General features: G+C 59.8%; 20 protein-coding genes, 1 rRNA gene and 1 riboswitch (1 of these 22 running past the window's edge). Of the genes, 9 read left to right on the top strand and 12 right to left on the bottom strand.

The genetic code is table 11. The features are described 5' to 3' along the window. Positions 1-150 precede the first annotated feature (150 nt). The 7 genes from BLU26_RS14155 to crp all read right to left on the bottom strand — a co-directional run bounded on the left by BLU26_RS14155 (position 151) and on the right by crp (position 8406). Positions 151-1965: a TonB-dependent receptor domain-containing protein gene (locus BLU26_RS14155; RefSeq protein ID WP_092287531.1), complete on the bottom strand. Its 1815-nt coding sequence runs from the start codon at positions 1963-1965 to the stop codon at positions 151-153. Positions 1966-2093: 128 nt separating this feature from the next. Further along, a riboswitch (cobalamin riboswitch) is annotated at positions 2094-2297 on the bottom strand. A gap of 22 nt (positions 2298-2319) precedes the next feature. After that, a complete protein-coding gene (gene dxs / locus BLU26_RS14160) occupies positions 2320-4236 on the bottom strand; it encodes a 1-deoxy-D-xylulose-5-phosphate synthase (RefSeq protein WP_092287532.1) in 1917 nt (638 codons plus the stop codon). A 93-nt stretch (positions 4237-4329) separates the two neighbouring features. After that, entirely contained in the window at positions 4330-5217 is an 888-nt protein-coding gene (locus tag BLU26_RS14165; protein WP_092287533.1) for a polyprenyl synthetase family protein, read from the bottom strand. Further along, positions 5214-5453: an exodeoxyribonuclease VII small subunit gene (locus BLU26_RS14170; RefSeq protein WP_092287534.1), complete on the bottom strand. Its 240-nt coding sequence runs from the start codon at positions 5451-5453 to the stop codon at positions 5214-5216. The genes BLU26_RS14165 and BLU26_RS14170 overlap by 4 nt, the downstream gene beginning before the upstream one ends. Before the next feature lie 100 nt (positions 5454-5553). After that, positions 5554-6276, bottom strand: a complete 723-nt coding sequence (locus BLU26_RS14175) for a 16S rRNA (uracil(1498)-N(3))-methyltransferase (RefSeq protein ID WP_092287535.1) — start codon at positions 6274-6276, stop codon at positions 5554-5556. A 4-nt stretch (positions 6277-6280) separates the two neighbouring features. Beyond that, a complete protein-coding gene (locus BLU26_RS14180; RefSeq protein ID WP_092287536.1) occupies positions 6281-7633 on the bottom strand; it encodes an adenosylmethionine--8-amino-7-oxononanoate transaminase in 1353 nt (450 codons plus the stop codon). Between the two features lie 128 nt (positions 7634-7761). Then, positions 7762-8406, bottom strand: coding sequence for a cAMP-activated global transcriptional regulator CRP (gene crp, locus BLU26_RS14185; protein ID WP_092287537.1), 645 nt, complete (start codon positions 8404-8406; stop codon positions 7762-7764). 181 nt (positions 8407-8587) lie between these two features. On the opposite strand from crp, the gene BLU26_RS14190 reads away from it, so the two are divergent. Together BLU26_RS14190 and BLU26_RS14195 are read left to right on the top strand one after the other, a co-directional pair. Next, the gene (locus BLU26_RS14190; protein WP_092287538.1) at positions 8588-9010 is read left to right on the top strand and encodes an OsmC family protein; all 423 of its coding nucleotides are present in this window, start codon (positions 8588-8590) and stop codon (positions 9008-9010) included. Positions 9011-9155: 145 nt separating this feature from the next. Continuing rightward, a complete protein-coding gene (locus BLU26_RS14195; protein ID WP_092287539.1) occupies positions 9156-9431 on the top strand; it encodes a DUF1145 domain-containing protein in 276 nt (91 codons plus the stop codon). Here the strand turns inward: BLU26_RS14195 and coq7 are convergent. After that, entirely contained in the window at positions 9419-10066 is a 648-nt protein-coding gene (gene coq7, locus BLU26_RS14200; RefSeq protein WP_092287540.1) for a 2-polyprenyl-3-methyl-6-methoxy-1,4-benzoquinone monooxygenase, read from the bottom strand. The two genes, BLU26_RS14195 and coq7, sit on opposite strands and share 13 nt — an antisense overlap. A 69-nt stretch (positions 10067-10135) precedes the next feature. After that, complete coding sequence (locus BLU26_RS14205; protein ID WP_092288501.1) at positions 10136-10474, bottom strand: histidine triad nucleotide-binding protein; 339 nt, start codon at positions 10472-10474, stop codon at positions 10136-10138. A gap of 140 nt (positions 10475-10614) precedes the next feature. Between BLU26_RS14205 and BLU26_RS14210 the strand changes: the two genes are divergently transcribed. Next, positions 10615-12096, top strand: coding sequence for an AAA family ATPase (locus tag BLU26_RS14210; protein ID WP_092288502.1), 1482 nt, complete (start codon positions 10615-10617; stop codon positions 12094-12096). 5 nt (positions 12097-12101) lie between these two features. On the opposite strand, the gene hemJ is transcribed toward BLU26_RS14210, so the two are convergent. Further along, positions 12102-12584, bottom strand: a complete 483-nt coding sequence (gene hemJ, locus BLU26_RS14215; protein WP_092288503.1) for a protoporphyrinogen oxidase HemJ — start codon at positions 12582-12584, stop codon at positions 12102-12104. An 82-nt stretch (positions 12585-12666) separates the two neighbouring features. Here hemJ and argC point away from each other — a divergent pair, with 82 nt between their 5' ends. The 4 genes from argC to erpA all read left to right on the top strand — a co-directional run bounded on the left by argC (position 12667) and on the right by erpA (position 15302). Then, the gene (gene argC / locus BLU26_RS14220; protein WP_092287541.1) at positions 12667-13701 is read left to right on the top strand and encodes an N-acetyl-gamma-glutamyl-phosphate reductase; all 1035 of its coding nucleotides are present in this window, start codon (positions 12667-12669) and stop codon (positions 13699-13701) included. Beyond that, positions 13701-14459: a DUF6776 family protein gene (locus BLU26_RS14225; RefSeq protein WP_092287542.1), complete on the top strand. Its 759-nt coding sequence runs from the start codon at positions 13701-13703 to the stop codon at positions 14457-14459. The genes argC and BLU26_RS14225 overlap by 1 nt, the downstream gene beginning before the upstream one ends. Further along, positions 14459-14881 (top strand): bactofilin family protein, encoded by a 423-nt coding sequence (locus BLU26_RS14230; protein ID WP_092287543.1) that lies wholly within the window; start codon positions 14459-14461, stop codon positions 14879-14881. The genes BLU26_RS14225 and BLU26_RS14230 overlap by 1 nt, the downstream gene beginning before the upstream one ends. A 67-nt stretch (positions 14882-14948) precedes the next feature. Next, positions 14949-15302, top strand: a complete 354-nt coding sequence (gene erpA, locus BLU26_RS14235) for an iron-sulfur cluster insertion protein ErpA (protein WP_092287544.1) — start codon at positions 14949-14951, stop codon at positions 15300-15302. A 21-nt stretch (positions 15303-15323) separates the two neighbouring features. Here erpA and BLU26_RS14240 read toward each other — a convergent pair whose 3' ends face one another. Both BLU26_RS14240 and BLU26_RS14245 read right to left on the bottom strand, forming a co-directional pair. Next, positions 15324-16406 carry an anhydro-N-acetylmuramic acid kinase gene (locus BLU26_RS14240; RefSeq protein WP_092288504.1) on the bottom strand — a complete coding sequence of 361 codons (1083 nt, stop codon included), beginning with the start codon at positions 16404-16406 and terminating at the stop codon, positions 15324-15326. Positions 16407-16430: 24 nt separating this feature from the next. After that, on the bottom strand, positions 16431-17849 hold the full coding sequence (locus BLU26_RS14245) for a peptidoglycan DD-metalloendopeptidase family protein (RefSeq protein WP_092287545.1): 1419 nt from the start codon (positions 17847-17849) through the stop codon (positions 16431-16433). A gap of 232 nt (positions 17850-18081) precedes the next feature. Between BLU26_RS14245 and tyrS the strand changes: the two genes are divergently transcribed. Together tyrS and BLU26_RS14255 are read left to right on the top strand one after the other, a co-directional pair. Next, on the top strand, positions 18082-19281 hold the full coding sequence (gene tyrS, locus BLU26_RS14250; protein ID WP_092287546.1) for a tyrosine--tRNA ligase: 1200 nt from the start codon (positions 18082-18084) through the stop codon (positions 19279-19281). Between the two features lie 532 nt (positions 19282-19813). Beyond that, a 16S ribosomal RNA gene (locus BLU26_RS14255) occupies positions 19814-20028 on the top strand (it continues 1322 nt past the right edge of the window).

Consider the following 20028-nt stretch of genomic DNA (forward strand, 5'->3'; position numbering starts at 1 on the left):
TTATGCCTTAAACGCAGCGCCACGCCGCAAGGGACAAGCGACAAGCTGTGATCTGGTTTTGCGGTTGCGTAGAGGTGGGTGGCAGCGTTGTGGGGGGATAAAAGCCAGCCTGGACGGGTCAAGCCATCCAGGCTGTCGTTCAGGCAGTGCTTAGAACTGAGGCGTCCAGGTCAGTGCCAGATTGCCGGTCAGCCCTTCGTTCTGGTAGGCGTAGGTCTGGCCGTTGTAGTTGTAATTGGCCAGACGGTAGTCCTTGTCGAAGGCATTGCCGATTTTCAGGTCCCAGCGTAGCGCATCGCTCATCAACCAGTTGGCGCGCGCTTCTACGGTGCCGAAGCCGGAAAGCTTCTGGGTGTTATCCAGGTCGTTGTAACGGGTGCTGTTGGCAACCAGGCTGAAGCCCAGGCCGACAACGCCGAACTGACGGTCGGTATCAATACTCAGCAGACGTTTCGGCCGGCGCGGCAGTTGCTTGCCGCTTTCGCGGTCGCGTGGGTCGAGCCAGGTGGCGGAAACCAGCGTACTCCATTCCAGCACTGTAGTGCCGGCACTTAACTCCAGGCCGTGAATGCGAGCGCTGCTGATGTTCTGCGCGACAAAGAAAGGGTCCAGCAGGATCAGGTCTTCGATGTCGGTACGATAGGCGGCTGCCTGCAACTGGGTATCGTCCCACTGGCCACGCCATTGCAGTTCGTAGCTTTTGGATTTCTCGGGCTGCAAGTCTGGATTGGCGCCGAAGGCGGTGTACAGGTCGTTGAAGGTGGGTGCGCGGAAACCTTCGCCATAGGACGCAATCACTTGCTGATTAGTGTCGAGCGGCACCGTTAGCGCGGCATTGAAGGTGTTTTCGTGGCCGAACTGCTCGTTGTCGTCATGGCGCCAGCCGAAGTCGGTGCTGAACCGCTCGGCATCGTAGCGATGCTGCACAAACGCGGCCTGATTGTAACGTTCGGTCTGGTTGAATGCCGAGGTGCTGTTCAGGCGGTCTTCATACCAATCCAGCCCGGCCTGCAGGGTGTTGCGCTCGCCCAATTGCAGGTTGTTCAGCCAGCTGGCGGAGTCGCGGTAGGTATTGTAGGCGAAGGCAAAAAAGTCGTAGTTGCTGTCGCGCTTGTCTTCGGCATGGCCGGCCTCGACACGGGTACGCCACACATCGTTGACCTGCCATTGCAGGTGGGTTGCCACGGTGCTGAGGCGGAAATCGTCTTCCGGGTTGCCGAACAGGTCGTACTCGGTATTACCGCTTTGCTCCAGTACGCGGATGCCGACTTCCAGATCGTCGGTGAAGTTGTGCGCGAAACTGGCGTTGTAGGCGCGGTTGCGATAACCGTCTCGGTCCTGATCACCGTCGGCGTTGTGGCGAGTGCGGTCGATGCCGGCGGTTTCATTCAGGCTGGCGCCGAGGTTGAAACGGGTCTGACCGTTTCCGCCCGACAAGCCCAACTCACGGGTGTAGGTCTGGTTGCTACCGACGCCAAGCTTGATGCGAGGGTTCAGGCCATCACTGCCCTGGCGGGTGAAAATCTGAATGACACCGCCAATGGCGTCTGAGCCATAGAGCGCCGAGCGCGGGCCGCGGACAACTTCGATACGCTCGATCTGATCAACGTTGATGAATTCAAGACTGGCTTGGCCTGCAGAGGCGCTGCCGATCCGCTGGCCGTCAATCATCACCAGACTTTGGGTGGCGCTGGTACCGCGCAGCGACAGGCTGGTCAGACTACCGATGCCACCGGTTGTGGTGATCGACATGCCGGGAACGCGGCGCAGCAGGTCGGCGACGCTGGCAGGTTGCAGGCGATCAATGTCGTCACGGGTAAACACGGTGGTGGCGGCTGAGCTGTCGCTGGCGGACTCTGCCTGCCGCGAGGCGGTCACTATGGTATCGGGCAGGTCCACGGCCTCGTTGGCCTGGGCGATGGCGCTGGCCAGCAGCGCGGGCAGCAGAAAGAGTGACTTGTTCATTCAGAATCCCCAAAAGTACGGCTTTTGAGGAGGGCGGGGAGTCAGGAGGGGTCCGGGCAGCGGACGACCACGCCGACCGGTGACGCCCTCCGCGACACCTCAGCAGTAAAGTCGTGGCGCAGGGGCGCAGCAACTTAGCGCAGTGGGCCGGTCTCCGGGCTTAGAATCTGACTGCGGTCGCCTTCCCGTGCGGTGCACAGTGGCTTGCTTGACAGCAGCTGCAGGTGGACCTGCGATTCCTTACCGTTGCGGGGGCAGCGTCGGACTTGAACCGACTTCCCGTTTCACCCGATCCGCGTGGCGGATCAGGCACCCAGTGCGAGTACCAAGAATTGGAGCGGGACTCTAGGGCTTTCAGTCGGTGGGGTCAAGCCCTTGATCAGGCTCGGGGAGGGTGCTCAGGCGCTGGCGAATGGCGGCTTCGATGCCAGCGGCTTCCAGTCCACATTCGGCCAGCATCTGTGCGGGTTTGGCGTGCTCGACAAAAACATCGGGCAGCCCCAGGTTGAGCACCGGGGTAGCTATCCCCTCGGCCAGCAGCCATTCATTGACGGCACTGCCGGCGCCGCCCATGACAGTGTTCTCTTCCAGGGTAACCAGCAGCTTGTGAGTAGCGCTCAACTCGGCGATCAGGGCGGTATCCAGCGGCTTCACGAAACGCATGTTGGCCACACTGGCATTCAACGCTTCGGCTGCCTTGAGCGCCTGCTGATGCAGAGTGCCGAAGCAGAGAATGGCCACCTCCTGGCCCGCACGGGTGACCACGCCCTTGCCGATCGGCAGGGTGTCGAGCGCCGGGTCAATGGGGGTGCCCGGCCCGGTACCGCGCGGGTAGCGCACGGCCGCTGGCCCGTTGTGCAGAAAGCCGGTGCTGAGCATCTGCCGGGTTTCGTTCTCATCGGCTGGTGCCATGATTACCATGTTCGGCAGGCAGCGCAGGAACGACAGGTCGAAACTACCGGCGTGGGTCGGGCCGTCCTCACCCACCAGCCCCGCGCGGTCGATAGCAAAGAGCACATCTAGGTTCTGTACGGCTACATCGTGTACAACCTGATCGTAGGCGCGTTGCAGAAAGGTCGAGTAAATCGCCACCACCGGCTTGGCGCCTTCGCAGGCCATGCCGGCGGCCAGCGTCACGGCGTGTTGCTCGGCAATGGCAACATCAAAGTAGCGGTTGGGATACTGCTCGGCGAAGGCGATCAGGTCGGAACCTTCCTTCATCGCCGGGGTGATGCCGATCAAGCGCGCGTCCTGCGCGGCCATGTCGCACAACCACTGACCGAAGATATTCGAGAATTTTGGCTTGCTGGCGCCGGTGGCCGCGGCGGGCTTGGGTTCCAGCTTGGTAATCGCGTGGTAGCCAATCGGGTCGGCCTCGGCGGGCGAGAAGCCTTTGCCTTTTTGCGTGACTACGTGGAGAAATTGCGGGCCCTTGAGTTCACGCATGTTCTTCAGGGTTTTTACCAGGGCGGGCAGGTCGTGGCCGTTGATCGGGCCGATGTAATTCCAGCCCAGCTCTTCAAACAGGGTGCCCGGCACCAGCATGCCCTTGGCGTGCTCTTCGGTCTTGCGTGCCAGTTCCCAGGCCTGCGGCAGTTTCGACAGCACCTTCTTGCTGCCCTCACGCATGTGCGAGTAGGTGCGGCTGGAAAGAATCTTGGCCAGATAATTGGACAGCCCGCCGACGTTGCGCGAGATCGACATGTCATTGTCGTTCAGTACTACCAGCATGTTGGCCTGGGCGTCGCTGGCGTGGTTCAGCGCCTCAAAGGCCATGCCGGCAGTCAAGGCGCCGTCGCCGATGACTGCGACCGTGCGGCGATCCAGTCCCTGCAGGTTGGCCGCAATCGCCATGCCCAGCGCGGCGCTGATCGAGGTGCTGGAGTGACCAACGCCAAAGGTGTCGTAAGGGCTTTCTACGCGGCGAGGGAAGGCGGCCAGGCCATCTTTCTGGCGCAGGCTGGCCATCTGTTCGCGGCGACCGGTAAGAATCTTGTGCGGGTAAGCCTGGTGGCCTACATCCCAGACCAGGCGGTCCTCCGGGGTGGCGTAAACATAGTGCAGCGCGATGGTCAGCTCGATAACCCCCAGGCCCGCGCCAAAGTGCCCGCCGGTCTGGCCTACGCTCCAGAGCAGAAACAGCCGCAACTCATCGGCCAGTTCAGGCAGACGGCTTTCGTCCAGCTCGCGCAGTTGCGCGGTGTCGTCAAGACTGTCCAGCAGGGGGGTGCTGGGGCGTTGGTGCGGTATTTCGTGGAAAGTGCTGGGCATCAAACAAGGCTCTGAATGCCATTGGCAATGGCAGGAAAACAAGTGCGCAGTTTAACCGATGCACCCCGATAGCCCAACAGTTAGCAGGGTTGTTTAAAAACGGCGTTGCACTATGTAGTCGGCGAGTTGCTGCAGGTGGACGGCCGCGGCGCCCAGTGGCTGCAGTGCGGCGACGGCTTGATCGCGCAGCTGGTCGGCCAGTCGGTGCGCACCTTCAAGCCCCAGCAGAGCCGGGTAGGTGGGTTTGTCGCGCGCGATATCGGCGCCCTGACGCTTGCCCAGAACACTGGTCTCGCTTTCGATGTCGAGTATGTCGTCCTGCACCTGAAAGGCCAGGCCAATGCAGTCGGCATACACGGCCAGGGTTTGCAGTTGATCGGCACTGGCGCGTTCGCTGGCCAGGGCACCCAGCTGAATGCTGGCGCTGATCAGCGCGCCGGTCTTGTGCCGATGCATCAGCTCCAGCGTGGCCAGATCAATCTTCTCGCCGACGGCGCCCAGGTCGATGGCTTGGCCACCCACCATGCCCTGGGGGCCGGCAGCACGGGCCAAGGTCTGTACCATCTGCAGGCGAGTCGCCGGCTGCCAGTCACCCAGCGTGCTCAGCCAGTCGAAGGCCAGCGCCTGCAGGGCGTCGCCGGCAAGAATGGCGGTGGCTTCGTCGAAGGCGCGGTGGCAGGTGGGCTGGCCACGGCGCAGGTCGTCGTCGTCCATGGCCGGCAGATCGTCGTGAATCAGCGAGTAGGCATGCACCAGTTCAACCGCGCCGGCGGCGGGGTTGGCTGCAGCGGGGTCGCCGCCGAGGGCTTCGCAGCTGGCGTAGCACAGCAGTGGACGTACACGCTTGCCACCGTTGACGACGCTGTAGCGCATGGCGGCATACAGGCGCTCAAGGCGAAGTTGCGGGGTATCCAGTTGGCTCAGCAAAAAGCCGTTGATACGCGTCTGGCAGGCCTCAAGGTAGGCAGCAAACTCGCTCATTCAGCGGCGCCGTCGAAGGGTTCGGTGCTCAGCTCGCCGTTTTTCTCGACCAACTGCTGCACTTTCTGCTCGGCCTGCCTGAGCGCCTGCTGGCAGTCGCGGGTGAGTACGACACCTTGTTCGAAGGCGCTAAGAGACTCTTCAAGGCTGAGCTCGCCGCTTTCCAGTCGCTCGACCAACTGTTGCAGCTCGCCCAATGACTGTTCAAAGTCCACGGTGGTTTTTTTGCGGGCCATGCGCTACCTCGTCTGCGGCGTGGATAAAACGGCTGAACATTACCCAAGGGTGGGGGTGTGGTCAATCGGCAGCGTTGCGCTCTGAGCTAGAAGCCGCAGGCTAGAAGTCGCCCCAGCGTTGTTGCGCCATGCTCAAGGCGACTACCGGGGCGGTTTCGGTACGCAGTACGCGCGGGCCAAAGCGGGCGGCCACGAAGCCGCTGGTTTCAGCCAGGTGAATCTCGTCGGCGCTCAGGCCACCTTCGGGGCCAATCAGCAGGGCCAGCGAACCGGGCTTGGGCAACTGGTCCAGATCCTGGTCGGTACGGTGGTGCAGTACCAGTTTGAGGTCAGACGTCAGTGCCGGCAGCCAGTCGTGCAGACTGGTCGGCGGGTTGATGGCGGGCACCACACTGCGGCCGCACTGCTCGCAGGCGCTCACTGCCACCTGTTGCCAGTGTGCCTGGCGCTTGTCGGCGCGCTCACCCTGCAGCTTGACCTCGCAGCGTTCGGTAAACAGCGGGGTGATCTGGTTGACGCCCAGCTCCACCGCCTTTTGGATCGCCCAGTCCATGCGCTCGCCGCGCGACATCGCTTGACCCAAGTGAGTCTGCAGGGGCGATTCGGGCAGGCCGGCAATCGCCGCCTGCAGTTTGATCAGCACCTCGCGCTTGCCCGCCGCCATGACTTCGCCCGGCCATTCCTGACCGCTGCCGTTGAATATCTGCACTTTGGCGCCCGGCCCCAGGCGCAGCACGCGGCCGATGTAATGCGCAACGTCACCGGTCAGTGTCTGCTCACCTTCATTGAGCGGTGTGTCGAGGTAGAAGCGGGAAACGCGCATTGGCTCAGTCCCGCGTTGCCAGTTGAATACCTTCCCAGGCAACGCTGGCAAGATGGTCGATCTGGTCCGGGGTGATCACGTAGGGCGGCATGAAATACACCACGCTGCCGAGCGGGCGCAACATGGCCTCGTTCTTCAGTGCGTGCTGATAGACACGGATGCCACGCCGTTCCTGCCAGGGATAGGCTTCCTTGGTGGCCTTGTTCTTGACCATCTCGATGGCCAGTACCATGCCGGTCTGGCGCACTTCGGCAACATGCGGATGATCCACAAAATGCGCAGTGGCCTTGGCCATGTGCGCCGACAGCGCCTTGTTGGCCTCGATTACGTTGTCGCGCTCCAGCAGATCGAGGGTTGCCAGCGCCGCGGCGCAGGCCAGCGGGTTGCCGGTGTAGCTGTGCGAATGTAGGAAGGCGCGCATGCTTTCGTAGTCGTCGTAGAACGCCTGGTAGATCTTGTCGTTGGTCATACACACCGCCATCGGCAGGTAGCCAGCGGTCAGCGCCTTGGACAGGCAGAGAAAGTCCGGCGCGATCTCGGCCTGCTCACAGGCGAACAGGCTGCCGGTGCGGCCGAAGCCGACGGCAATTTCATCGTGAATCAGGTGCACGCCGTAGCGGTCGCAAGCCTCACGCAGCAGCTTGAGGTAGACCGGGTGATACATGCGCATGCCACCGGCGCACTGAATCAGCGGCTCAACAATAACGGCGGCGACCTCGGTGTGGTTCTGCTCCAGCGCGCGCTCCATGTGGGCAAACATCTTGCGGCTGTGCGCTTCCCAGCTTTCGCCCTCTTCGCGGTCGTAGCAGTCGGGTGAGGGTACGGTGATCACGTCCATCAGCAGCGGCTGATAGGTTTCCTTGTACAGCGCCACGTCGCCGACGGCGAGGGCGGCCAGGGTCTCGCCGTGGTAACTGTTGGACAGGGTGATGAAGCGCTTTTTCTCGGGCTTGCCGATGTTGAGCCAGTAATGGAAGCTCATTTTTAGCGCCACTTCGATGCAGGATGAGCCGTTGTCGGCATAAAAGCAGCGGGTTAGCGGCGCCGGTGTCATTTTCACCAGGCGTTCGGACAACTCGATCACCGGCGGATGGCTGAAGCCGGCCAGAATTACGTGCTCCAGGGTGTCGAGCTGATCCTTGATGCGCTGGTTTATATAGGGGTTGGCGTGGCCGAAGATGTTGACCCACCAGGAGCTGACGGCATCCATATAACGGTTGCCTTCAAAATCATGCAGCCAGATACCCTCGCCGCGCTGCACCGGAATCACCGGCATGTGCTCATGGTCTTTCATCTGGGTGCAGGGGTGCCACAACACCGAAATGTCACGTTGCATCCAATCGTTATTCAAGCCCATGTTCACCTCATTATTATCAGAAACCGTGGTCGCTGAATTGTACATGAGGCGGGCGGCGACTGCCGAGGACGCAAGCGCAGAGGCTGGCACCGGGCACCTTGTCCCGGTCTGCAGAAAAGAACGTGAGGTTAGCGGGTGCCGTAGACCACCATGGTTTTGCCTTTGACTTCGATCAGGCCCTGTTCTTCCAGGCTCTTGAGCACCCGGCCGACCATTTCACGTGAACAGCCAACGATGCGGCCGATCTCCTGGCGGGTGATCTTGATCTGCATGCCATCAGGGTGGGTCATGGCATCGGGTTGCTTGCAAAGATCGAGCAAGGTGCCGGCAACACGACCGGTGACGTCCAGAAAGGCCAGGTCGCCGACCTTGCGTGTGGTCGCATGCAGGCGCTCGGCCATCTGCTTGCCCACAGCGTACAACAGCTCGGGGTCGCGCTGGTTCAGTTCGCGGAATTTGGCGTAGGTGATTTCGGCAACTTCGCATTCGGTTTTGGCGCGCACCCAGGCAGTACGGTCGTGGGTCGCGGGGGTCATGTCGAACAGGCCCATCTCGCCAAAAAAATCGCCCTGATTGAGGTAGGCGATGATCATTTCGCGGCCCTGATCATCTTCGATCAGAATGGTGACCGAGCCTTTGATTATGTAGAACAGACTGTCGGATTGGTCACCGGCGTGAATGACTGTGCTGCGCGCGGCAAAGCGGCGGCGGTGACAATGAGCAAGGAATGCATCTAGATTTTTTATTTTAGGTGTCAGGGTGATCGAAACCATTAAATGTGTCCTGGCCGTAGTCGCGCAAACCGAAGATGCGGGGCATCCGTGTCAGCCTCAAGCTTGAGACCAAACGGGATTATGTCCAGTTTTTGCGGCTATGGCCAGTGCGGCAGTATGCCACCTGCCGGCTGTGGTATTCTGCGCCTCCTCTGAGACAAACGAGTGGCGGGGCCAATAGATGAAAGCGCATATCAAGTGGGTAGACGGCGTCATGTTTCTGGGCGAGTCCGGCAGTGGCCACACGGTGGTGATGGACGGTCCCGAGGAGTCTGGTGGCCGCAATATGGGTATTCGCCCGATGGAAACCGTATTGGTTGGCCTCGGTGGCTGCGCCAGCTACGACGTAGTCAGTATTCTGAAGAAAGCGCGGCAGGATATTCGCGATGTGCATACCTTGCTGGATGCCGAGCGTGCTGATAGCGAGCCCAAGGTCTTTACCAAGATCCACCTGCGTTTTGTGGTTACCGGCAAAAACCTGAAGGAAGCCCACGTCAAACGCGCGGTAGAGCTGTCGGCCGAAAAATACTGCTCGGCATCGATTCTGATGGGGCGGGCCGGCGTTGAGGTAACCCACGACTACGAAATAGTCGAGATCGACTGAAAGCGCTGGCGCACACGGCGGTAGTTGGCACGTTCAGTTTGATGAGTGGCGACGCAGGCCCTTCTGTTATGCGCCGCAGGTAATACCATGACGCAGGTAGGCCGCTGTGTGGCAGCGGCCATCACCCAAGGACAGGAACAAGAATATGCGCGTGGTATTTCTTATCGGTAAGTTAGTGACTCTGGCGTTCTGGCTGGTGGTTATCCTCAGCCTGCTTGGTCTGGTGCAGGTGCCCGACCCGCAGCGCCTCAACTGGCTGGCGCTGGCGATATTGCTGATTCACCTGCTGGAGTGGGCGCTGGTCGGCAAGCAACTGAAGAAGATCGGCGAACCACTCACGCAGTTCGCGCTGGTCATGTTGTTTGGCGTTTTCCATGTCAAGGCGCCAGATACCCGCCGTGCAGTAAATCAGGCTTTGTAAGCTGCCTTGGTCATGACCTTGGATAACAGGGTCATGGCCTGCTTGACCGGCGCCGGAAATACCGCGCCCCCTGCCTCCAATGCCTGATTGCCGTGCTCGATTTCATCTTCGCGCATCTGCTCCAGAATCGCCCGTGACTTGATGTCCTCCTCCGGCAGCTGCAGCAGGTGGTCATCAAGGTGACGTTCCACCAGTTGCTCGGTGGCAGCGACAAAGCCCAGGCTGATGCGATCGCTGATGAGGCCGGCGGCGGCCCCAATGCCGAACGACATACCGTAGAACAGCGGATTGAACACGCTGGTGCCGCTGTTCAGTTCGGTCAAGCGTTGCTCGCACCAGGCCAGGTGGTCGATCTCTTCGGCCGCCGCGTGCTCCATCTTCTCGCGCACATCCGGCAGTTTGGCAGTCAGCGCCTGACCCTGATACAGCGCCTGGGCGCAGACTTCGCCGGTGTGGTTGATACGCATCAGGCCGGCGATGTGCTGGCGCTCTTCCTCGTCCATGGGCACATTGGCCAGGTGCTGGGCCGGTGATGGTCGATTTGGCTGCGCTGCGCCCGGAATCAGCGTGCGCAGTGACTGATCAGCCTGGTTCAGCAGGCGGTCGATAAAACTGTAATGGCGTGATGTACTCATATGCTGTCCCTCGTCGGCGAGTTCACAGTAGCGGTCAGGGCCTGGGTAAAGTGGCGATCGGTGCGCGGCTTAGCCCGGCGGCCAGCTCATCTGCCGCTGCCCCAGTACGTGCAGGTGAATATGGTAGACCGTCTGGCCGCCCTGTTCGTTGCAATTGAATACGGTACGAAAGCCTGCTTCACAGCCCAACTCGTTCGCCAGCTTCTGAGCGGTGAATACCAGGTGGCCGACGGTGGCGCTGTCTTCGGCGGTCAGATCATTCAGGGTCGCGATGTGCTTCTTCGGGATAACCAGAAAATGCACCGGGGCTTGCGGATTGATGTCATGGAAGGCGAAACACTGCTCGTCTTCGTATATCTTCTTGGACGGAATCTTGCCGTCGATGATCTTGCAGAACAGGCAGTCCACACTGAGCTCCTTGCGATGCATTATGATGCCGGTAGGCCCGGATACGATGGCCTCAGTGTAACGGCAGCGCAATAGAATGACACTAGTTCGCCCTGCGGCAGCGGCGCGCAGAGTGGAAAAAGCAGCAAGGGAGTGTGCGTTTGAAAAACGATATTCATGATTTGGCACTGGTGCTGGACTCGCGTGTTCGTCTGGTGGTGATCGAGTCCTGGGAAGAGGCACGGGTGCTGCAAACCATCGGCACCCTGGCGGTGCGCCGCGCGCAGACCTGGTACACCTGGAATCACATCGACGGTCTCAGCCGCCTGGGCTTTGGCACGGACATGGACGCAGAGACCGATACCCGCGACGCCGAAGCCGCGCTCGAGCAGGTGCGCCGCGCGGGCGAACCTGCGCTATATGTGTTCTGCGACCTGCACCCCTTTCTCGATTCGCCGCGCATCGTGCGCCTGTTGAAGAGCCTGGCCATGGCCAGTGAGGCGGCGGCACCTACCTTGATTCTGGTCAGCCATGCGCTGCCGCTGCCAGCCGAGTTGAGCCGGCTGGCAGCGCGTATCAGTCTGAGTATGCCGTCTGACGAACAGCTGGCGGCCATCGTGCGAGAAGAAGCCACACGCTGGAGCGAGCAGAATCGGGGTGAACGGGTACGCACCGACAATCAGACGCTGCAGCAGGTGGTGCGCAACCTGCGCGGCACCACGCACGAAGAGGCTCGTCGGTTAGCGCGCAACCTGATCGTGGATGACGGCGCGATTACCCAGGAAGATTTGCCAACGCTGAACAAGGCCAAGTTCGAACTGCTCGATATGCAGGGCGTGCTGAGCTACGAGCAGGAAACGGCGCACTTTGCTGACGTGGGTGGCCTGGCGCAGCTCAAACGCTGGCTGACCGAACGGGAAAGCGCCTTCAGCGGCAACACAAGCATTAAAGATATTCCCCGCGGTGTACTGCTGGTCGGCGTGCAGGGCGCGGGCAAGAGTCTCGCGGCCAAAGCGGTGGCCGGGCTCTGGGGGCTGCCGCTGCTGCGTCTGGATGTCGCCGGGCTGTACAACAAGTACATTGGTGAAACCGAAAAGAACCTGCGTGACGCGCTGCAGTTGGCCGATGCCCTGCAGCCCTGTGTGCTGTGGATCGATGAGATCGAAAAGGGGCTGGCGCCGGATGGCGGTGAGCAGGGCGTGTCGCGGCGCCTGCTGGGCACGTTGCTGACCTGGATGGCCGAGCGGCGATCACGGGTCTTTCTGGTGGCCACCTCCAACGACGTTTCGCAGCTGCCGCCGGAGTTGATTCGCAAAGGGCGTATCGACGAATTGTTTTTTGTCGACCTGCCGGCAGTAGAGGTGCGTGCAGACATTTTTCGCATTCATCTGGCCAAGCGCGAGCTGGCTGCCGAGTCCTTTGATCTGCTGGCGCTGGCGCAGGCCAGCGACGGCTTCTCTGGTGCGGAGATAGAGCAGGCGGTGGTCAGCGCGGTATACAGTGCCGCCGCCAGTGAGCAGTCCGTGGGCGATGCCCATGTACTCAGGGCGCTGAGCGAAACTTCGCCGCTGTCCGTGGTCATGGCGGAGAAGCTAAGCGCGCTGCGCGCCTGGGCGGCTGAGCGTGCGGTGCGCGCTGACTAGCCGGTTCAGAATGGCTTGAGCACCACCAGCAGCACGATGCCTACCAGGGCCAGCACGGGCGCTTCATTGAACCAGCGATAGAATACGTGCGAGTGCGTATTGGCGTCGGCGGCGAAGCGCGTACGAATACGACCGCACAGGTGGTGGTAGACCACCAGCAGTGCGACCAGTGTCAATTTGGCGTGCATCCAGCCCTGGCTCAGCCAGCCGGGGGAGAGGTAGAGCATCCAGGCGCCAAGCAATAGCGCGACCACCATGGAGGGGTTCATGATGCCGCGCAGCAGCTTGCGCTCCATTACCTTGAAGCGCTCACGGCTGAGCTCGTCTTCAGCTTGGGCGTGATAGACGAACAGTCTGGGCAGATAGAACAGGCCGGCAAACCAGGTGATAACGGCCATGATGTGAAAGGCCTTGATCCAGAGGTACACGAGAGGCTCCTGTCGGGATTGGGTCCCCGCGCTGGTAATTTCTGTCAGCGCTTTTATCATAGGGTGCCGCAGCGCACGTCGTTTTACCGACAGCGCGAGGCGAGTCATTCAAACACCATTCAACCGTATTCAGGAAGTAATGATGATCAAAGTAGGCATTGTAGGCGGAACCGGTTATACCGGGGTAGAGCTGCTGCGGCTGCTGGCCCAGCATCCCGAGGCGCATGTCGAGGTCATTACTTCGCGATCCGAGGAAGGTGTCAGCGTTGCCGACATGTACCCGAACCTGCGCGGTCATTACGACAACCTGCGTTTCAGCGTGCCCGACGTGCAGTTGCTGGGTGCCTGTGATGTGGTGTTTTTTGCCACCCCGCACGGGGTTGCACATTCGCTGGCGGCTGAGCTTTTGCTGACCGGGGTGAAGATTATCGATCTGTCAGCGGATTTTCGGCTGCGTGACCCGGATGAATGGAGCAAGTGGTACAACCAGCCGCACGGTGCACCCGAGCTGCTGGGCGAGGCGGTCTACGGCTTGCCCGAGGTCAATCGCGCCGCCATCAAGTCCGCCCGGCTGATTGCCGTGCCGGGCTGCTACCCCACGGCGACTCAACTGGGCTTCCTGCCGCTGCTGGAGTCCGGCCTGGCTGATCCGGCGCACCTGATTGCCGACTGCAAGTCAGGCGTCAGTGGTGCCGGGCGTGGCGCCAGCGTGCCATCACTGTTTTGTGAGGCAACGGAAAGCATGAAGGCCTACGCGGTGGCCGGTCACCGGCATCTGCCGGAGATTCGTCAGGGCCTGCAGTTGGCAGCGGGCCAGCCGGTTGGGCTGACCTTTGTGCCGCATTTGACGCCCATGATTCGCGGCATCCACTCATCGCTGTACGCGACGGTTGCCGATACCAGTGTCGACCTGCAGGCGCTGTTTGAAGCGCGCTATGCCGACGAGCCCTTTGTTGATGTGATGCCGGCTGGGAGTCACCCCGAAACGCGCAGCGTGCGCGGCGCCAATGTTTGCCGGATTGCCGTACATCGCCCGCAAGGTGGTGACAAGGTCGTGGTGCTGTCAGTAATCGACAATCTGGTCAAGGGTGCCTCCGGGCAGGCGGTGCAGAATATGAATATTCTCTTTGGGCTTGATGAGCGTGCAGGGTTGGCGCACCCGGCCCTGATGCCCTGATGATTGACTTCAAACGGCGGCGCGCCCTGCGGGAACACAGCGTCACCATTCACCCGCGGGACTCGAAGGCGTTTCGGCGCTGGAAGCGCGGCGTGGTTATCCTGTTGTTGATCTTGGTTCCGGTGAGCGCCTGGCAAGGGTGGGAAGCAGCTATGCGTGCTCAACAGCCGCACGAGCTGGAGCGCCAGGCGCTGATTGAGCGTCAGGGCCAATTGGTCAAGGAAGTCGAAGACTGGCGGCAGCGCTATCACCAGTTGGAAGTGGATTTGCTGGTAGCGCGGGATGCGGCGGTCGAAGGGCGCGAAACCGTGCACGAGTTGGAAGCGCAGCTGTTCAAGGTGCAGCAGAGCCTGGCGCAATACCAGGGGGTGCTCGCACCCAGTGCGATGGATCCGGGTATCCGAATTCAGGCCTTTGAGTTGCATGCCACAGAAGTTGCCAACGTTTTCCGCTATAAAGTCATGGTCAGCCGCGTGGGTAACGAGAGTGATACCGTGCAGGCTGACTTGCAGCTGACGGTAATGGGCGAGCAGGCTGGCGAGGCGAGCAGTTTGACGCTGGATCAGCTGACCGGCGATGCCAGCACGCTGGCAGTTGATTTTCGCTATTTTCAGGTGGTGCCGGCCAGCAGCGAGCAGGCCCGGTTGACCTTGCCCGAGGGCTTCGTGCCACAACAGGTCAAGGTTGTTGCCAGTCAGGAGGGCAAACCCGTCGTCGAGCAGGTTTTTGATTGGACAGTCACAGGAGCAATACCCTGATGTGGGGATCGGATAAGCATAAAAAAGCGGACATCAGTCAGTTCGGTGGCAAAACCACGATCATCGCCCAGGATGCGCAGATTACCGGAGACATGCGTTTCACGGGTGCTGTGCAGATTGATGGCCGGGTCATCGGCAACATTGAAGCGGACGAAGGGCTGGTGCGCGTCAGTGAACACGGTTACGTAGAAGGTGTTATTCGCGCGCCGCATGTGCTGATCAACGGCCAGGTGACCGGCGATGTCCACGCGCTTGAGCATTTGGAGCTGGATGCCAAGGCACGGATTAGCGGCGATTTGCACTACCGTTTTATGGAAATGGTGATGGGCGCACAGATCAGTGGGCAACTGAATTATCTGGATGAAGCTACAGCACAGCTGCCGCTCGACCAGGACCTGTTGGCTGTGCCTGACAATAGTTGACCAAAAGACTCGGGAAAAAGGATAATGGCAGCATTGTTGTGCTGCGGCACCTGCTGCTGGAGGTTGTATGTCTACCGCTGAAGTCTATGTTCCCACCCCGCTGGTTTTTAGTGATAACGCCGTAAGCAAGGTACGTAACCTGATTGAAGAAGAGGGTAACGACCGGCTCAGTCTGCGTGTATTCGTTACAGGTGGTGGCTGCTCGGGTTTCCAGTATGGCTTCACCTTCGACGATGAATTGGCCGAGGATGACACCATTGTCGAGCGAGACGGCGTCAAGCTGATCGTCGATCCGATGAGCTTTCAGTATTTGGCTGGCTCCGAAGTGGACTACCAGGAAGGCCTTGAAGGCTCGCGTTTTGTTATCAATAATCCCAACGCCGCGACAACCTGCGGCTGCGGTTCGTCTTTCTCGATCTAACTCTCTTTGTCGTGCTACCCGTCAGGCGGGGTAGAGCGCACCGAGCACGCGCTCACCCCGTGCGCCGGTCACGCTCGGCAAGTTGCCCGCCAAACGCTCGTCGAAACGCCACGCCAGCCAGGCAAAGGCCATCGCCTCCATCCAGTCAGGATCTGCGCCCAGCGCCTGCGTTGTAGCTACCTGTTGCTCGGGTAACAGCTGATCCAGCTGGTCGAGCAGCAAAGTATTGCGCGCGCCACCACCACAGAGGTATACCGCCGCGCTGTCGCTCGCAGTAAGCCTGACGCTATCGGCGATCGAATGCGCTGTCAGTGCGAGCAAGGTCGCCTGCACATCGGCAGCCGGTATCGACGATCCGTAGCGTGACAGCTGCTGATCGAGCCAGCGAGGATTGAAGTACTCGCGGCCGGTGCTTTTGGGGCCGCGGCGGGCGAAGTACGGGTCGGCCAACAGTTGCTGCAGCAGCTCGGGCACGACGCTACCCTGGCGCGCCCATTGGCCCGCGTCATCGTAGGCCAGGCCTTGGTGCTGTTGAATCCATGCATCCATCAAAGCGTTACCTGGGCCGCTATCAAAGCCGGCGGGCGGCTTGCCTGGCCGCATGATGGTCAGATTGGCAAAGCCGCCGATGTTGATCAGCGTGCGCGTACGTTGCGGATCGCTCAGTAGCCAGGCATGAAACGCCGGTACGAGCGGCGCGCCTTCGCCACCGGCGGCAAGGTCGCGGCTGCGAAAGTCGCTGATGACATTGATGTTGGTCAGTTCAGCCAGCAGGGCAGGCGCGCCGATCTGCAGACTGAAGCCCAGTTCAGGGTGATGGCGGACGGTTTGGCCATGACTGCCGATGGCGCGTATGGCGGCCGCATTCAGCTGGTTGCGCTGCAGCAATTGGTTAACGCCTGCGGCGGCAAGTGTGGCCCAGTGGTTACCGGCCTGGCCGGCACGCACCAGTTCGTCATCCGCGCTGGCGCACAGACTCAGCAGTTGTTGTTTGAGCTCATTGGGGATGTCGAGACAAATGGCATCCAGGCATTCTGCCTGCTGCTGATCTGGATTAAACCGAGAAAGAGCTATGTCGATACCATCCAGGCTGGTGCCTGACATGATACCGACATAGAGAGCGCACACTTACTGCTCCAGTGCTGCGATCTGTGTGGTGCGGTTTTGATCCATGCTGGCCATCAACTTGTTGCTGATGCCTAGGAACGCAGTGCGCTCGCGCTGGGGAATGGGGTCGGCGACGGGCAGCTTGACACCCAGTGGGTCTACATGGCGACCGTCTACGCGGAACTCGTAATGCAGGTGTGGGCCGGTGGCCAGGCCGGTCATGCCGACGTAGCCAATGACCTGTCCCTGGGTCACGTGGGTGCCAGCGGTGATGCCGCGCGCGAATCGGCTCATGTGGCCATACAGGGTTTGGTACTTCTGGCCGTGCTGAATGACCACTGCGTTGCCATAGCCGCCCTTGCGTCCAGCAGAAACCACGCGGCCATCGCCGGTTGCCTTGATCGGCGTACCGGTAGAGGCCGCGTAATCCACACCCTTGTGCGCACGAATACGATTGAGTACGGGGTGCAGACGGCCGGGGTTGAAGCGTGAACTGATGCGGGCGAAGTCGACCGGCGTGCGAATGAAGGCCTTGCGCATGCTGGTGCCATCGGCACGATAGTAGCTGGTGAAGTTGTTCTGATCGGTATAGCGCACGGCGGTGAAGGTTTTGCCGCGGTTGACAAAACGGGCCGCCAGAATATTTTTGCTACCGACCGTCTTGTCGCCGACGCGCAGCTCCTCGAACAGCACCTCGAAATGGTCGCCCTTGCGGATATCGCGGGCAAAGTCGACGTCATAACCAAAGATACTGGCCATCTGCATGGTCAGATTGTGGTTCAGGCCGGCGCGTTGCGCGGCCAGAAACAGTGAGCTGTCGATGGTGCCTTGTACGTAGCGCTCGCTGACCTCAGGCTCGATAACGTCCTTGCTGAAGCTGTAACCCTCGTCGGAGTGGTCAATACGGATGGTTTCCAGGTCATTCAGCTTGGAGCGCATCGCAAGCAGTTCGCCGCTTTCGGCGGTCTGCAGCTCCAGAACCTGACCAACGTTCAGGCGGGTGAAGCGCTTGGCCTCGGGGCTGCTATTGATGACCTCATGCAGGGTGCTGACGCCCACGCCGGCCTTCTCAAATAGCACGGACAGAGTGTCGCCGCTGTTGACGGTCAGGCTATGCCATTGCGGGCCAGTTGCTACAGCAGGTGCAGCGTCGGCAGGCAGCAAGGGGGCTGCAGTAGCGGTTTGCGTGGCCTGCTTGGCAATATCCAGCGGCTTGGTCAGTGTGACTGTATCGCTGACCAGTGCGTCCAACTCTTGCTCGGAGGCCTGATCGATAGCGGATTCTGGGGCTTGCAGCTCAAGTTGAACAAAAGTCTTCTTGGCTTCGACATCGGTGGTTGGAATAACGAGCAGAAAAATGCTCAGCGCTGCGGCGATTCCACTAGCTGCCACGAGGTGGCTTTTGGGGTATCGCGGTGACTTCGTATCTTGGGAACCCATAAGCGCTCTTGTAATAAATTCTATATAAAGTGGACTAACTTGCTAAATTATAATTGAAAAGCCTCCTTGGCAAGTCTTTGCCAAACCCGTCTGTCAGATTTGCCGCGTCAAAGTTGCGACCACCTTTGCCCAGCTGCCCGCCGAGCTTGTAATTGATAGCTAATGTTGTATGGTTTGTTCCCCTGATTTTTCCCCTTTCTCTGACCCTTGCATGCACAGGATATCTGGAACTATGAAGCCCGTTGACGAGCAGTTGGCGCTGATTAAGCGCGGCGCGGATGAAATTCTGGTGGAGAGTGAGTTGCGCACCAAGCTTGAGCGCGGCACACCTTTGCGAATCAAGGCGGGTTTTGATCCGACCGCGCCGGATTTGCACCTCGGCCACACAGTGCTCATCAATAAGCTACGTCAGTTTCAGGAGCTGGGTCATGAGGTGCTGTTCCTGATCGGCGATTTCACCGGCATGATCGGCGACCCGTCGGGCAAGAACGTGACGCGCCAGCCGCTCACCCGCGAGCAGGTCGCGGCCAACGCGGAAACCTATAAAGAGCAGGTTTTCAAGATTCTCGATCCGGCCAAGACCACGGTGATGTTCAATTCCACCTGGATGGACAAGATGAGTTCGGCCGAGATGATCCAGCTGGCTGCCAGCCACACCGTGGCGCGCATGCTGGAGCGTGATGATTTCGACAAGCGCTACAAGAGCGGGCAGTCGATCGCCATTCATGAGTTTCTTTATCCGCTGGTACAAGGGTATGACTCGGTCGCCATGCGGGCCGACGTGGAGCTGGGCGGTACCGATCAGAAATTCAATCTACTGATGGGTCGCGAGCTGCAGCGCCAGTATGGTCAAGAGCCGCAGATTACGTTGACCATGCCGATTCTTGAAGGCCTGGATGGCGTCAAGAAGATGTCCAAATCATTGAATAACTATATAGGTATCAATGATGCTCCTGGCGAGATGTATAACAAGCTGGTGTCCATGCCGGACAGCCTTATGTGGCGTTACTTCGAGCTGCTGAGCTTTCGCAGCATGGAAGACATCGCCCAGTTGCGCTCCGACGTAGGGGTCGGGGCCAATCCGCGAGACATCAAGATCAAGTTGGCCGAGGAGTTGGTCGCGCGCTTTCATGGGGAGGAGGCTGCGGCCAATGCGCATCGTTCTGCCGGCAACCGGCTGAAGGATGGCGAGCTGCCAGCGGACCTCCCGGATGTGGAAATTGATGCTGATGATGATCTTCCGGTTTCGGCGGTGCTCAATCGTGCGGGAATGGTAAAGAATGCGGCAGCTGCTCGCGACCTGCTGGCTGCCGGCTCGGTGAAGGTGGATGGCGAGGTTGTGGATCGCGAATTTGTGTTCAAGCCTGGTGTTTCCTACGTCTGCCAGGCGGGCAAAAAGAAGTTTGCGCGCATTGTGTTGAAAAAGGCTTGACGGCCCCGCTGAAGTCTCTATAATTCGCCCTCTCGCTGAGCAGGAAGCTCCAAGTAAAGCGCTTATTAATCAATAAGTTAGCTTGAAAATAAGGGTTGACAGGCTGGCGAGATGGCGTAGAATGCGCCGCTCTGATTCGGGGCTGAAGTTAAGGTCTGAATCAGGTTGATGAGAAGCTCTCATCGAGTTTGACGGAAGGTGTTGACAAGGGGTTTAGCTCCTGTAGAATGCGCCTCCCTGACACGCAACGGCGAAGCCGGCGCGGGTCGCTCAAGCAGGTTTTGAAGCGGTTAAAAACTTCAAAAAAATGCTTGACGGAACAGAAGGTTAGCGTAGAATACGCGGCCTTGGTTAGGCGGAGACGCTGACCGAATCGCTCTTTAACAATTTGAATCAAGTAATTCGTGTGGGTGCTTGCTGACTGGATGTGATGATCCGAAAGATTATCAGCCAAGCAAGTTACTCTGTGAATTCAAGAGTTTTTTGTAAAGCTGAGCCTAGTTTAGGGTTTTTTCAAAACCCAATCAGTATTTAACTGAAGAGTTTGATCATGGCTCAGATTGAACGCTGGCGGCAGGCCTAACACATGCAAGTCGAGCGGTAGAAGGAAGCTTGCTTCCTTTGAGAGCGGCGGACGGGTGAGTAATGCCTAGGAATCTGCCTGGTAGTGGGGGATAACGTTCGGAAACGGACGCTAATACCGCATACGTCCTACGGGAGAAAGCAGGGGACCTTCGGGCCTTGCGC

It is taken from the genome of Halopseudomonas sabulinigri (assembly GCF_900105255.1).
Classification (GTDB): Bacteria; Pseudomonadota; Gammaproteobacteria; order Pseudomonadales; family Pseudomonadaceae; genus Halopseudomonas; species Halopseudomonas sabulinigri.